General features: G+C 68.4%; 15 protein-coding genes. 4 read left to right on the top strand and 11 right to left on the bottom strand.

All coding sequences use genetic code 11. From position 1 onward, the window contains the following. Positions 1 to 29 precede the first annotated feature (29 nt). Positions 30 to 1148 (top strand): Gfo/Idh/MocA family protein, encoded by a 1119-nt coding sequence (locus tag CSC78_RS14430; protein WP_162338557.1) that lies wholly within the window; start codon positions 30 to 32, stop codon positions 1146 to 1148. A 253-nt stretch (positions 1149 to 1401) separates the two neighbouring features. Here the strand turns inward: CSC78_RS14430 and CSC78_RS14425 are convergent, their stop codons facing one another. The 6 genes from CSC78_RS14425 to CSC78_RS14400 form a co-directional block, all read right to left on the bottom strand. Next, positions 1402 to 2124: a hypothetical protein gene (locus tag CSC78_RS14425; RefSeq protein WP_162338556.1), complete on the bottom strand. Its 723-nt coding sequence runs from the start codon at positions 2122 to 2124 to the stop codon at positions 1402 to 1404. 72 nt (positions 2125 to 2196) lie between these two features. Then, a complete protein-coding gene (locus tag CSC78_RS14420) occupies positions 2197 to 3129 on the bottom strand; it encodes an SMP-30/gluconolactonase/LRE family protein (protein ID WP_379608679.1) in 933 nt (310 codons plus the stop codon). A 40-nt stretch (positions 3130 to 3169) separates the two neighbouring features. After that, on the bottom strand, positions 3170 to 4222 hold the full coding sequence (gene rlmM / locus CSC78_RS14415) for a 23S rRNA (cytidine(2498)-2'-O)-methyltransferase RlmM (protein ID WP_162338555.1): 1053 nt from the start codon (positions 4220 to 4222) through the stop codon (positions 3170 to 3172). An 88-nt stretch (positions 4223 to 4310) separates the two neighbouring features. Continuing rightward, positions 4311 to 4871 (bottom strand): nucleoside deaminase, encoded by a 561-nt coding sequence (locus CSC78_RS14410; RefSeq protein ID WP_162338554.1) that lies wholly within the window; start codon positions 4869 to 4871, stop codon positions 4311 to 4313. Beyond that, complete coding sequence (locus CSC78_RS14405; protein WP_162338553.1) at positions 4871 to 5290, bottom strand: hypothetical protein; 420 nt, start codon at positions 5288 to 5290, stop codon at positions 4871 to 4873. Before CSC78_RS14405 ends, CSC78_RS14410 begins: the two co-directional genes overlap by 1 nt. Before the next feature lie 75 nt (positions 5291 to 5365). Then, on the bottom strand, positions 5366 to 7123 hold the full coding sequence (locus tag CSC78_RS14400) for a glutamine--tRNA ligase/YqeY domain fusion protein (protein WP_162338552.1): 1758 nt from the start codon (positions 7121 to 7123) through the stop codon (positions 5366 to 5368). Between the two features lie 95 nt (positions 7124 to 7218). On the opposite strand from CSC78_RS14400, the gene CSC78_RS14395 reads away from it, so the two are divergent. From CSC78_RS14395 to msrA, 3 genes are read left to right on the top strand one after another with little or no spacing between them, the layout of a single operon-like run. Beyond that, complete coding sequence (locus CSC78_RS14395; protein ID WP_162338551.1) at positions 7219 to 7887, top strand: glutathione S-transferase family protein; 669 nt, start codon at positions 7219 to 7221, stop codon at positions 7885 to 7887. 37 nt (positions 7888 to 7924) lie between these two features. Next, positions 7925 to 8194 (top strand): putative signal transducing protein, encoded by a 270-nt coding sequence (locus CSC78_RS14390; RefSeq protein WP_162338550.1) that lies wholly within the window; start codon positions 7925 to 7927, stop codon positions 8192 to 8194. A 28-nt stretch (positions 8195 to 8222) separates the two neighbouring features. Continuing rightward, positions 8223 to 8873, top strand: a complete 651-nt coding sequence (gene msrA / locus CSC78_RS14385; RefSeq protein WP_162338549.1) for a peptide-methionine (S)-S-oxide reductase MsrA — start codon at positions 8223 to 8225, stop codon at positions 8871 to 8873. Between the two features lie 15 nt (positions 8874 to 8888). On the opposite strand, the gene CSC78_RS14380 is transcribed toward msrA, so the two are convergent. From CSC78_RS14380 to oxyR, 5 genes are all read right to left on the bottom strand, one after another. Next, a complete protein-coding gene (locus CSC78_RS14380; protein WP_162338548.1) occupies positions 8889 to 9278 on the bottom strand; it encodes a hypothetical protein in 390 nt (129 codons plus the stop codon). 1 nt (position 9279) lies between these two features. Then, complete coding sequence (locus CSC78_RS14375; protein WP_162338547.1) at positions 9280 to 10248, bottom strand: CapA family protein; 969 nt, start codon at positions 10246 to 10248, stop codon at positions 9280 to 9282. 72 nt (positions 10249 to 10320) lie between these two features. Next, positions 10321 to 11286 carry a transaldolase gene (locus CSC78_RS14370; protein ID WP_162338546.1) on the bottom strand — a complete coding sequence of 322 codons (966 nt, stop codon included), beginning with the start codon at positions 11284 to 11286 and terminating at the stop codon, positions 10321 to 10323. Positions 11287 to 11716: 430 nt separating this feature from the next. Further along, complete coding sequence (gene rnk, locus CSC78_RS14365) at positions 11717 to 12157, bottom strand: nucleoside diphosphate kinase regulator (protein WP_162338545.1); 441 nt, start codon at positions 12155 to 12157, stop codon at positions 11717 to 11719. Positions 12158 to 12268: 111 nt separating this feature from the next. Next, positions 12269 to 13228, bottom strand: a complete 960-nt coding sequence (oxyR, locus tag CSC78_RS14360; protein WP_162338544.1) for a DNA-binding transcriptional regulator OxyR — start codon at positions 13226 to 13228, stop codon at positions 12269 to 12271. Positions 13229 to 13260: the final 32 nt, after the last annotated feature.

Below are 13260 nucleotides of genomic sequence, written 5' to 3'. Positions count from 1 at the left end.
CGGTTCCCCCCCCGTCCGAGGTGTCCATGATGAGCGCCGCGCCCGTCCTTCCCGATCCATCGCGCCGCCGCGTCCTCGGTGCGCTCGGCGCTGCCGGCCTGGCCGGCACGGTTCCTTTCGTCCGCGCCGGGACCAGGCGTCCGCTCGGCGTCGCACTGGTCGGCCTCGGCTACTACAGCCGCGACCTGCTTGCGCCCGCGCTGCAGATGACGAAGCACTGCCGGCTGGCCGGCATCGTCACCGGCACGCCCGCCAAGGTAGAGGAATGGCAGCGGCGCCATGCGATTCCCGACCGCAACGTCTACGACTATGCCGGCTTCGACCGCATCGCCGACAACCCCGACATCGACGTCGTCTACATCGTGCTGCCCAACCATCTGCACAAGCCGTTCACCCTGCGTGCGGCGGCAGCGGGCAAGCACGTATGGTGCGAGAAGCCGATGGCGTTGGACGCGACGGAAGCGCGCGCGATGATCGATGCCTGCCGGCACCATCGCGTGCAACTGGCGATCGGCTACCGCATGCAGCACGAACCGAACACGCAGGCGGTGATGGCGCTGGCGACGTCCCGGCCGTTCGGGCCGCTGCAGCGCATCCGCGCCGAGGCCGGCTTCCACGGATTCGACGGCGCCAGCGGCGACAACTGGCGGCTGGATCCCGCACGTGGCGGTGGTGCGATGTACGACATGGGCGTGTACGCGCTGAATGCGGCCCGCTACACCGCAGGTACGGAACCCATCGCCGTGACGGCGACGTCGTCGATACAGCGCCCGGAGATCTTCCGGGGTGTCGACGAGACGATGCGGTTCCGTCTCGAGTTCCCCGATGGCGTCACGGCGGACTGCGCCACCAGTTTCGGCGAGAACATGAACCGGCTGCGTGCGGAGTGCGCGGAGGGCTGGTACGAACTGTCGCCGTTCCAGGCCTACGAGGGCGTGCGTGGCGAGGCCAGCGACGGACGCCGTTTCGACGTGGCGATCGGCGCGACGCCTGCACAGCAGGCGCGGCAGATGGATGCCGATGCGCTGGCCATCCTGGAGCACCGTCCGCCACGCGTTCCCGGCGAGGAAGGCTGGCGCGACATGCGGGTGCTGGATGCGATCTTCGCGTCTGCGCGTGATGGGGGAGCGCGCGTGGAGATCGGCTGAGACGGGTTGGTGCAGGCAGGTCTGCACGTTACCGTCGTCCCCGCGCAGGCGGGGACCCAGTGACGTCAGTCCGTGGAAAGCAACGTCACTTGGTACCACCTTCGCGGGAACGACGGAAAAAAGCCGCGTGGTTCGGCTGCGCGAGCACAGTCACTCGGTTGTCGCCTGACCCGAGGTGCGTCTGGCGAAAGCCGCGGGAACGACAGGCAAGCGTCGCGTTGTACGAAGGATCCTTCGCTGGCCCGCGTTTCCGTCAGCTAGGAATGAACGGGAACACGATCTTCAGCAGCCCCTTCAATCCGCCCTCGGCGGTGCTGGCCACCGCTTTGGCACCCAGGCTGTTGAGCGCGTTGCGCGCGTCCTGCCAGCGCAGCTTGGTGACGTCCTTCTTCAGCAGGTCGGCGACTTCCTCGGCGGTGGGTGTCAGCCGCTTCAGTGCCTCGGTCACCGCGGCAGGATCGGGTTGCAGGTAACCCCAGCGCTCGGCGATCGCCAGCAGCGTGTCGAAGCGCACTGCCACGACCTCACGGTTGCGCTCGTAGACCGGCAACGCGCCGACATCGAGGATGGCCTGCTCGAACTGCTGGTGGTCGTCCGGGTGCTCCACGCGGATGGCGAGGAAGCCGTCTTTGCGGCTGCGCTCGCTGACATGCTTCGCGCCGGACTTCAGGTTGGCCTCGGTCAGCGCACTGGCGACGATGCGTTGCAGGGCGGCGTCGCGCTCTTCCGGCACCAGCGCGCGCCAGCGGGCATAGCCGTCGCGCCGCAGCGCCTTGATCTTGGCCGGCGTCACCCGCAGCTTGCCGGCCACGGTGAAGTTGGACTCGTCGCGGCCGATGGCGCCGTCGCGTTCCAGCAGCACGAAGATCAGCAGTTCCAGGTCGCGCTTGGTCAGCGACTGGAACCCCTGCAGCAGGGTCAGTCGCAGGAACTCGGTGCCGAACGCGGCAGGGTCCTTGAGTTCGATGGGCAGCATCGTCGGTCTCCGTATCAGGCAGGCATCTTGCCACGCTAGGGTGTCAGCACCTGAGACGTCGACGGCACCGCGTCACAGGCCGGCTTCGCGGCCAGGGTATTCCGCGCGGAACGCCTCGATCGCGCCCCGGTCCTGCAGGGTGACGAAGACCGTGCGGCCATCCGGTCCGCCGAACGCGACGTTGGTCGGTTTCTGCCCCTTGAGGTTCACTTCGCGTAGCAGCCTGCCGTCGGGCGATACGACCGCGACCACGCCGGCGCCGTAGCGCGCGATGTACAGGTTGCCCTTCACGTCGGTCCGCATGCCGTCCAGGCCGTGGTCGTCGAAGGCGATCAACAGGCGCTTGTTCCTGATGCTGCCATCGGCGCGGATGTCGTACACCCAGACCTTCCGCTGCACGCTCTCGTTGAGGTAGAGCCGTTTCCCGTCGGGGCTGACGTCCACGCCGTTGGTCGTACCCATGCCGCTTTCCAGCAAGTGCGGCGTGCCGCTGCGGTCGATGCGCCACAGCTGGCCGGTGTTGTCCGCCCAGCTGGGGTCGCTGGCGTACAGCGTGCCGTCGGGCGAGATCGCGATGTCGTTGGGCTGGTTCGCCTGCGGCATGTGCGCGAACACGGTCGCGTCGCGTTCGCCCGGTGCGATGCGCAGCACATGGTGGCCGCTGTAATCGGCGATGTACATGGAGCCGTCGGCGCCGAAGCGGATGCCGTTGCCGGTGCTGCCCACCGGCAACGTCGTGAACAGGGTCGCCTTGGCCTTGCCGTCCGCGTCGAACGTCACCCGGCCGATGGTGCCGTCGCGTCCGAAGCTGACCGCGTAGAGCGCGCCATCGGGTCCGAACGCCGGACCCTCGATGCCGGCACTGAAGACGCCGTCGCCGATGACGTCGCGTGGGACGTACAGGGCGTCGGCCTCCGTACTCGCTGCAGGAGTCGCATGCGTGCAGCCGGCCAGTGCCACGGCGAACAGAAGGAAGGTGGCCTGCATGAAGCGGTACGACGTCATCCGTTTCCCCTCGGGTGGCGTGGGTAATGCCGGCAACGTGTCAGCCGGGCGTGGCGAACACCGTGATCTCTTCGCGGTCGTGGTAGAGCTGGCGCGCGCGCACCTCGAGCGGTCGGCCGGCCTGCTCCTCGAACAGCTCGAGACACAGCTTCGTCTCGTCCCAGCGCTTCTTCATCGGCAGCTTGAGGTTGAACACCGCATGCCGGCACCAGCCCTCGCGGAACCACTGCGCCATGCGCTCGGCGACGCGACGCGGTTGTTCGACCATGTCGCAGACCATCCAGTCCAGCGATTGCGTGGGCTTCCAGTGGAAACCGTCGGCCCGCAGGTGCTCGACCAGCCCGGTCGCCAGCACGTGCTCGCGCAGCGGACCGTTGTCGACGCTGGTCACGCGCAGGTGGTGGCGGGTCAGCACCCAGGTCCATCCACCCGGTGCTGCGCCGAGATCGGCGGCGGTCATGCCCGGCTTCAGCAGCGCCTCGCGCTGGGCGTCGTCGAGCAGCGACAGGAAGGCTTCTTCCAGCTTCAGCGCCGAGCGCGACGGCGCATCCGGCAGCAGCTTCAGGCGGGGGATGCCGAGCGCCCAAGGCGCGCTGTCACGGGTGTGGGCGACGCAGAGGAACAGATGGTCGCCCTGCACGAACACCACGTGCAGGCGCGGAAGACGCGCATCGTCCTTCTCGGTCAAAAAACCCGCCTTGCGCAGCGCAGGACGCAGCGCGTTGCCGAAGCTGCGCGCCAGCCCGGCAAGCGGCTTGGCGCTGTCGGAATCCGGATGCTCGACCCACAGGTCGCCGTAGCGCCCGGCACCGGACAGTGCGGCGAGGATCGGCGTGATGCGGTCCTTCGGATCGATGCCGCGCAGTTCGGCGAGCAGGCGCAGCTTCTGCCGGGCGAAGATCAGGTCGCGCCACGGCAGCGCACGGTCCAGCGCCTCGGCCTGCTCGCATACGAACACGACATGGCCATCGTTGCGCTGCGCGCGGGCATAACCGGCGAATCCGGCCAGCGCAGCGCGCTCGGTCAGTTCGGCGGCAAGTTCGGGTTCGAATCCCTGGCGGCAATAAGCCAGCAGGCCGGTCGTCGATGACATGGCGCGGTCGCGTGAAGCGGATGGCTGCGGCTCCTGCCGCACAGACAGGGTACAGGAGAAGCCGGGGGAGGGCTTCTCCGTGCGCTGCTCAGTACGTGTCGCCGCCCTGTTCGCCGTAGCGCTTCAGCACGGCGCGCGCATCGTCGCGGCACAGGTCGCGCACGACCTCGATGCCGCGCCGGTTGAGCTCGCCGATCCAGTTGGCCGGCAGCGGGCCTTCGTCGAACTCGGTCAGTTCCATCACGTCCTCGGCGCGCGCGCCGATCAGCAGGCGGTCGATGCCGGCCCAGATGGTGGCGCCGTAGCACTGGCAGCAAGGCTGCGACGACGTCGCCAGCACGACCGGCGCCAGCACGTCGTTGAGGCGCGGCGTCTGCAGGCGCTGCTGCGCCAGCATGTAGGCCATGGTTTCCGCATGCGCCAGCGAGCAGGTGTGCGGCATCACGCGGTTCACGCCGAGCGCGATCACGCGGTGGTCGGGGCCGAACACGACCGCACCGAACGGTCCGCCGCTGTTGGCGTCCACGTTGCGGCGCGACAGGTCGATGGCCAGCGCGACCTTGTCTTCGTCGCTGGCGTAGGTCGTCGCCGGATCGACCAGGTCATGGGTCCAGGCGGGCAGGGTCAGGTGGATCTGTTGGTAGAGCATTACTGGGCAGGCAACTTCGCAACGGAGGAATCGGATTCGCAGCGGCCGCTGACGCACTGGCAGGCGCTCACGTCGGCGAAGCCGCAGATACCCATGCGACCGCTGGCGGCGCACTGCGCCTGCACGCCCTGCGGATCGGTGGGGCTGTTCTTGTTGACGCAGGCCGGCATCGCGCCGCAGCAGTTGCCGACGTTCTTCACCGCGCAGTCGGCGCTGGTCGTGCAGGCGTAGTCCACGGTAATCGCGCCGGCCTCGCGCGCTGGCTGGTTTCCGCCGGTCGGCTTGGGTGCCGGCGTCACGGTGGCCGGTGGCTCCGTCGTCGCGCCATCGGAGGACGCGGGTGCCGCGCACCCCGACAGCGAGAACAGGAACAGGCAGGACAGCAGGGCAGGCAACAGGCGCAGCGCGATGCGGGTCATGGCGGACTCCTTCCTCGGTGGTGGTGCGCGCAGCCTGCCTTTCCTGCCCTCAAGAAGCGGTGAAAGGCGCCGGCCTCAGGCCTTGGTCGCCCAGGTGTCGCGCAGGGTGACGCTACGGTTGAACACAGGTCGTTCAGCGGTGTGGTCGTAGCGGTCGGCCACGAAATAGCCGGTGCGTTCGAACTGGAACGACTGCTCGGGCGCCGCGCTGGCCGCCGCCGGCTCCACGTAACCGGTGACGGTACGGCGCGATTCCGGGTTCATGTAGTCGCGGTAGGTCTTGCCTTCCGACTCGTCGTCGGGATTCGGCACGGTGAACAGGCGGTCGTACAGGCGGATCTCCGCGGCCACCGCATGCTGCGCGCTGACCCAGTGGATGGTGCCCTTGATCTTGCGCTCGGCGCCGGCCATGCCGGGGCGCGATTCGGGGTCCAGCCAGCCGCGCAGTTCGACGATCTCGCCGGTCGCGTTCCTGATCACTTCATCGCAACGCACGATGCCGGCGCCGCGCAGGCGGACTTCGCCGCCCAGGGTCAGGCGCTTGAAGCCCTTAGGCGGCACTTCCTCGAAGTCCTCGCGCTCGATCCACAGCTCGCGCGAGAACGGCACGCTGCGCTGGCCGAAGGTTTCGTCCTTGGGGTGGTTGGAGAACGTCAGCGTCTCCTCGTGACCGTCCGGCAGGTTGGCCAGCACCAGCTTCACCGGGTCGATCACGCCCATGCGGCGCGGCGCGGCGGCGTCCAGGTCCTCGCGCAGTGCGCCTTCCAGGATGCCGATGTCCAGCAGCGAGTTCTGCTTGCTGATGCCCACGCGGTCCACCATCAGGCGCAGCGCGGCCGGCGTGTAGCCGCGGCGGCGGATGCCTTGCAGGGTCGGCATGCGCGGGTCGTCCCAGCCGTCGACGAGCTGGTCGTTGACCATCGCCAGCAGCTTGCGCTTGCTCATCACCAGGTAGTTGAAGTTCAGGCGCGAGAACTCGATCTGGCGCGGCTTGCTCGCTTCCTTCGGCAGGCCCTTGGCCAGCAGCGGCGCCAGCAGGTCCGGCGAGTTCGCCAGATCGACCTTGTCCACGCACCAGTCGTACAGCGGGCGGTGGTCTTCAAACTCCAGCGTGCACAGCGAGTGGGTGATGCCTTCCACCGCGTCGCTCAGCGAGTGCGCGTAGTCGTACATCGGGTAGATGGGCCAGTCGTTGCCGGTGTTCTGGTGCTCGACGTGCTTGATGCGGTACAGCGCCGGATCGCGCAGGTTGATGTTGCCGCTGGCCATGTCGATCTTGGCGCGCAGCGTGCGTGCGCCGTCCGGGAACTCGCCCGCGCGCATGCGGCGGAACAGGTCCAGGTTCTCCTCGACGCTGCGGTCGCGATACGGCGAGTTGCGGCCGGGCTCGGTCAGCGTGCCGCGGTACTCGCGCACTTCTTCCGCGCTCAGGTCGCAGACGAAGGCGTCGCCCTGGCGGATCAGCTTCTCGCCGGCCAGGTACAGCACCTCGAAGTAGTCCGACGCGTGGCGCAGGTCGTGCCAGTCGAAGCCCAGCCAGCGCACGTCGTCCTGGATCGCGCGGACGTACTCGGGGTCTTCCTTGGCCGGGTTGGTGTCGTCCAGGCGCAGGTTGCAGACGCCGCCGAACTCGCCGGCAATGCCGAAGTCCAGGCAGATCGCCTTGGCATGGCCGATGTGCAGGTAGCCGTTGGGCTCGGGCGGGAAACGGGTCTTCACCGCCGTGTGGCGGCCGCTGGCCAGGTCCTCGCGCACGATCTGGCGGATGAAGTCCCGCTTCTCGGGGGCGGCATCGTCAGCAAGGGGGGCGGAGGGGGCGGCAGCGTCGGACATCGGAAGGGCGCGGGTACGTGGAAAGCCGCAAGTTTAGCCGGTCCCGGCGACCCGCTGGTCTATCCTGAACGGCCTTCGCGCGCATGGAGCCCGGCATGAGCCTCCCGGTCCTGGTCATCGGCAACAAGAACTACTCGTCCTGGTCGTTGCGCCCGTGGCTGCTGCTCCGGCACTTCGGCGTGGCGTTCGAGGAAGTCCGGCTGCTGCTGGACACGCCCGCGTTCGCGGCCGACGTGCGCCGTCATTCGCCCACGGGCAAGGTGCCGGCGCTGCACGATGGCGATGTCCGGGTCTGGGATTCGCTGGCGATCTGCGAATACGCCAACGAGCGCTGGCTCGACGGACGCGGCTGGCCGGCGGACCGCGCAGTGCGCGCGCTGGCCCGCGCCGCCGCGGCGGAAATGCATGCGGGCTTCGTCGCGCTGCGCACGCAGTTGCCGATGAACAGCCGGCGCACGCCGGATGCCTACCGGTGGGATGCGGCCGCGCAGGCCGACATCGACCGCGTGCAGGCTCTGTGGCGCCAGTTGCGCGCGGCACATGGCGAGCATGGGGAATTCCTGTGCGGCGAGTTCGGCATCGTCGACGCGATGTATGCGCCGGTGGCGATCCGCTTCGACGGCTATGGCGTGGCGGTGGACGACACGGCGCACCGCTACATGCAGGCGCTGTTCGCCTTGCCGGCGATGCGGGAATGGCGGGCCGCCGCCGCCGTGGAAACCGAATCCGTGGCCGCCACCGAGGCGCTGCGGTCGCCGCGCTGACGGGCGTGCTGTAGGCTGGTTGCGGAGGACGAATCCCATGCGCGTGGTCTACCTGGCCGACAACCTGTTCGACGCCCACCTGGTGAAGCACGCGCTGGAGGAGGCGGAGATTCCCGCGTTCGTGTTCGGCGAATCCCTGCTGGGCGGCATGGGCGAACTGCCCCTGTTCGGCGTGCTGCGGGTCTGCGTGCCGGACACAGCGTTCCCCGAGGCGCAGGACGTCGTGAAGGCGCTGGGGCTGGAATCGCGCGACGACGGCCCCATCTTGGAAGGCGACGACGAAGGCCTGGGCATCCTGCCCGCCTGATCCGTCGCCCACGACCACGAGGTTCGCCATGCTGGGTATCGGAGCCTACAAGCAGCGCATGCCGCGCGCGGAAGACATGCTGCCCGGTCGCAGCACGCCGCTGCCGCTGCACAACGTGCATTTCGTCAACGGACATCCGCTGCAGGGTGCGTTCGAAGGTCTGCAGCAGGTCGAATTCGGCTTGGGTTGCTTCTGGGGCGCCGAGCGCAAGTTCTGGAACGTGCCCGGCGTGTACAGCACGTCGGTCGGCTATGCCGGCGGCGGCACGCCGAACGCAATCTACGAAGAGGTCTGTTCCGGCCAGACCGGCCACAACGAAGTCGTGCGCGTCGTGTACGACCCCGCGCAGGTGTCGTTCGAACGCCTGTTGCAGGTGTTCTGGGAAAGCCACGATCCCACGCAGGGCATGCGCCAGGGCAACGACGTCGGTACCCAGTACCGCTCCGGCATCCATTGCCACACGCCGGAACAGCAGGCGGCTGCGGAAGCGAGCCTGCAGGCCTATCAGCAGCAATTGAAGGCGGCGGGCTACGGCGGCATCACGACCGAAGTCGTGTATCCGGCACCGCCGTTCTACTACGCCGAGGATTACCACCAGCAGTACCTGGCGAAGAATCCGAACGGCTACTGCGGCCTCGGCGGCACGGGCGTGAGCTGCCCGATCGGGCTGGAGGCCTGAGCGGTCGCGCCTGCCTCAGGGCAGGTGTTCGCACCAGTACTGCAGTTCGCTGCTCTTGGTGGGCTCGTACACGGCGTGGAAACCGGTGAAGCCCGGTCGCCCGCGGCGATCGGAGAAGGGCGGCGCGTGCGTCGCCGCATGGATGAGCACCGGCTGGCCCGTGGTCATGCCGTACACGTACACCTTGATCGCCTGGCCGGTCGCCGTGCGGTCCACGTAGACCGGCTTGAATTCGAAGTAGCGCCCGACCTTCGTGCCGGTTGCGCGGTACGGATCGGCCGTCGGCGCCGCATCGACCGTGAATTCCTCGCCACCGTAGATGATGTGGCAGCGCACGCTGGCGGCCTGCGCCTGCCCGGCGAACGCAAGTGCGGCGAACGCCGCGAGCGGGTGCCATGCGTTCATGTCATTCCCCCGTGCACTGGCGGACGGACTGCCGGTCCGGACTGGCGCAGGGACTGGCGGCGGCCGCGTCCGGGTGCGGCACGCCGTCGGCATCGAGCCTGGCCACGTGCGTGCGCCAGTCCACCACGCCGTCGCGGCCGACCGTCGCCGACAACACCCAGCCGGTGGTCGTGGCCGGCGTGTCGAAGCCGTTGAACAGGAAGTTGCCCAGGCTGTAGACGATCGGCTTGCCGCGGTAGTACTCGGCGCCCTGGGTGACGTGCGGATGGCCGCCGACCACCATGTCGGCCCCGGCATCGATCATGCGACGCGCGAAGGCGCGCAGGCGTGGGCTGGGGTCGGGTTCATCCTCCCAGCCCCAGTGCAGGTAGGGAATCACGATGTCGGCATGGTGCACGCGCCGGGCGGCCAGGATGTCCTCGATCACATCGTCGTCCTCGCCGCTCCAGGCGACGCCGGGGCGGGTGGCGTCGGCCTCGAACGAGCGTGGCTTGAACTCCACGTAGCCCAGCAGCGCGATGCGCAGGCCGTTGCGTTCGACGATCCACGGTGCATGCGCACGGGTGGCATCGCGCCCGCCGCCGAAGTAGGGCAGGCCCGCCTTCTCCAGCAGGTCGAGCTGTTCGGCGAAGGCCGCCTTGCCGAAATCGCCGGAGTGGTTGTTGGCGAGCGACACGGCGTCGAAGTGCCGCTTCAGCACCGGCAGGCTGCGTGGATCGGCGCGGAACGTGTACGGCTTTTCTTCCGCGGTGCCGGTGGTCGCGACCACGCACTCCAGGTTGCCGATGCGCACGTCGTGCGCGGCCAGCAGCGGCGCGAACGGCGCGAAGGGATCGCCCCCTCGGGCGATCAGTTCGCCCGGCGTCTCGGCGACCATGATGTCGCCGACGAAGACCAGCCGGACCTGGTCCGGTGCGGCGAGGGCCGGCGGAGCGGCCAGCAACAGGCATGACAGCAGAAGAGGGCGCATGCGCGGATCATCCCGCTTCCGCCGGTTGGGCACCAGCCCCGCCGTCGCGCGGGACGGCGGGGCGGGAGGACGTTACGCCGACAGCTTCCCGCGGATGGTCGCGCGTAGGGCCTGCAGGTCCTTGGCGAAGGCGTCGATGCCGCTCGCCAGCTTTTCCTTGGCCATCGGATCGGCCTCGATCGCGGCGGCGAAGCTCTCCGCCGTCACCGGTGCGGCGGTGACCGCTTCAGCGGCACCAGGCGACAGCTTGCGCGGCAGGTCGCCGGTTTCCTGTTCCAGCTTTTCCAGCAGGTCGGGCGAAATGGTCAGGCGGTCGCAGCCGGCCAGCGCTTCGATCTGCGCGGTGGAACGGAACGAGGCGCCCATCACCACCGTCGGCGAGCCGCGGCGCTTGAACTCGGCGTAGACGCCGCGCACGAACACCACGCCCGGGTCCTCGTCGATGCTCGCCGGTGTCTGCCCGTTGGCGACATACCAGTCGAGGATGCGGCCCACGAACGGCGAGATCAGGAACGCACCGGCTTCCGCGCAGGCGATGGCCTGGGTCGGGTTGAAGATCAGCGTCAGGTTGCAGTCGATGCCTTCGGCCTGAAGCTCGCGCGCGGCTTCCACGCCTTCCCAGGTGGAGGCGACCTTGATCAGGATGCGGTCGCGGCCGATGCCATGGTCGGCGTACATCTGCACGAACTTGCGCGCCTTGGCGACGGTGGCGGCGGTGTCGTAGGCCTGGTCGGCATCGACTTCGGTGGAGACGCGGCCGGGAATCAGGCCGGCGAGCTTGGCGCCTACGCCGACGGTCAGGCGGTCCACGACCTCATCGACCAACGATGCGCCGCCGCCCTGCGCACGTGCCCAGGCGAGTTGTTCCTCGATCAGATCGGCGTACACCGGCAGGTCCAGCGCCTTCTTCACCAGCGTCGGGTTGGTGGTGCAGTCCACCGGCTTGAGGCGCTTGATGGCGTCGTAGTCGCCGGTGTCGGCGACGACGACGGAGAGTTCGCGGAGTTGCTGGAGTTTGCTGGGGGCGGCGGAATTCATGCGGTGGCTCGGCGTTGGCGCAGGATGGGGAGGGGAAGTATGCCTTGTCCCCCGGTGCGAGGGTTTGTGGCGAGGGGTGGAAATTGGCTTTGTTTTGGCATGGTGTGGCTTGTCGCAGGGAGAGCCTTGTTGGCCATGGTCGCGCGATTCAAGGCCCTCTCCCTGCGGCGACCGAAGGAAGTCCCTGTGGGAGAGAGGGGTTGGGGTGAGGGGCAACGGAGTCCATGTAGTCGCACCGCGTCGGCGGTTGCCACATCCGCGATGGGTTCTGCTGTTGATGGCCTGGCGGGAGGAGTTTTCTGTCTCAGACACATGGCGCCGCTCGCCGCCTCCGCGGCGAGCGGCACCATCTCCCACCACTCATACAAATTGCCGCGAGCCAACTGAGTTCGAGCGTCGACAACGTTCCGCATGTCGATCCAGCAAGCAATCAGCGATGCAGATCTCCACTCGCTTCCGGCTGGTATTCGATCGCGGTGACCCGCAGGCGCAAGGGTCGGTTGCCCGACGCCTGCCAGTCGATCGTCTGACCCACGGCCAGTCCGAGCAGGGCGCTGCCGACCGGCGCGAGCACGGAGACCAGACCGGTCTCGACATTCGCTTCGTGGGGATACACCAGGGTCAGGCGATGGTGTTCTCCGGTGAGCTCGTCCTCGCATTCCACGCGCGAGTGCATCGTCACCACGTTGTCCGGCATGTCGTCCGGCGTGCGCACGTCGGCGCGGTTCAGTTCGTCCATCAATGCCAGCGCGGCGGGGTGGCGGCGCAAGACGGGCGTGTCGAGCAGGGCTTCCAGGCGGGACAGGTCGCGGCTGGAAACGACGAGCGGGGGCAGGGAGGGCGGCAGGCCGCTGGTGCGGGTGTTGTTCATGGGTTTCTCTGTGGTTTTTAGGGTCGCGCAAAGGAAACGGGCGACGCATTGCGGCGTCGCCCATCGGAGTCCTGATTTGCGCTTCTACCGTAGCCCGGAAGCGCGGCGGCTTCAAGCCGCGTGGGTCGCCGTGTGTTCAGGCGTCGCGGGTGCGCGGGGCACCGGCGCGTCGGGTTCGAACAGGCCTTGCGGCAGTTCGCGGAACACCTGTGCGAGCTGCTGCAGGAACTCGCTCATCGCCGAGCTCTTGCGCCACACCATGGCGATCTGCCGGCTCGGGTGCGAATCGCTGAAGCCGAGCAGGTGGATGTTGTCCGAGCGCGCGACCGGTGGCTTCACCGCGAGCGTCGGCAGCAGGGTGATGCCGACGTCGGCCGCCACCATCTGCCGCAGCGTCTCCAGGCTGGTGGCGCGGAACTCGGACTTTTCGTTGGCGCCCGACAGGCGGCACACGTCCAGCGCCTGCTCGCGCAGGCAATGTCCGTCCTCCAGCAACAGCAACTGCTGCTGCGACAGTTCCGCAAGGCTCAGCGAATCGCGCGTCGCCAACGGATGCGACTCCGGTACCGCCAGCACGAACGGCTCTTCGAACAGGAATTCGGTATGCAACTGGTCGTCGGTGACCGGCAATGCCAGCAGGCCCGCATCCAGCTTGCCTTCGCGCAGGCGCGCGAGCAGCACGTCGCTCTTTTCCTCGACCAGCAGCAACTCCAGGTGCGGGAAGCGCGCGCGCAGGCGTGGCACCACGTGCGGCAGCAGGTAGGGACCGAGCGTGGGGAAGATGCCCAGGCGCACCGTGCCGGCCTCCGGGTCCTGGCTGCGGCGCGCGGCCTCCTTCATCTGCTCGACTTCGGCGACGATGCGGCGCGCGCGGTCGGCGGCATCGCGGCCGGCCGGCGTCAGCATGACCTTGCGCGGCGCGCGCTCGACCAGCGGCACGCCGAGTTCGTCTTCCAGCTTCCTGATCTGGGTCGACAGCGTGGGCTGGCTGACGTAGCACGCGGCGGCGGCGCGACCGAAATGCTTGTGGTCGGCCAAGGCCACCAGGTACTTGAGATCGCGCAGGTTCATCGGACTCCTCCCTCAGGGAACCGCCTTGCGTG

The organism is Pseudoxanthomonas japonensis, from assembly GCF_010093445.1.
GTDB lineage: Bacteria > Pseudomonadota > Gammaproteobacteria > Xanthomonadales > Xanthomonadaceae > Pseudoxanthomonas_A > Pseudoxanthomonas_A japonensis.
The sequence above is the reverse complement of the archived record's forward strand: the minus strand, read 5'-3'. Positions and strand labels throughout refer to the sequence as shown.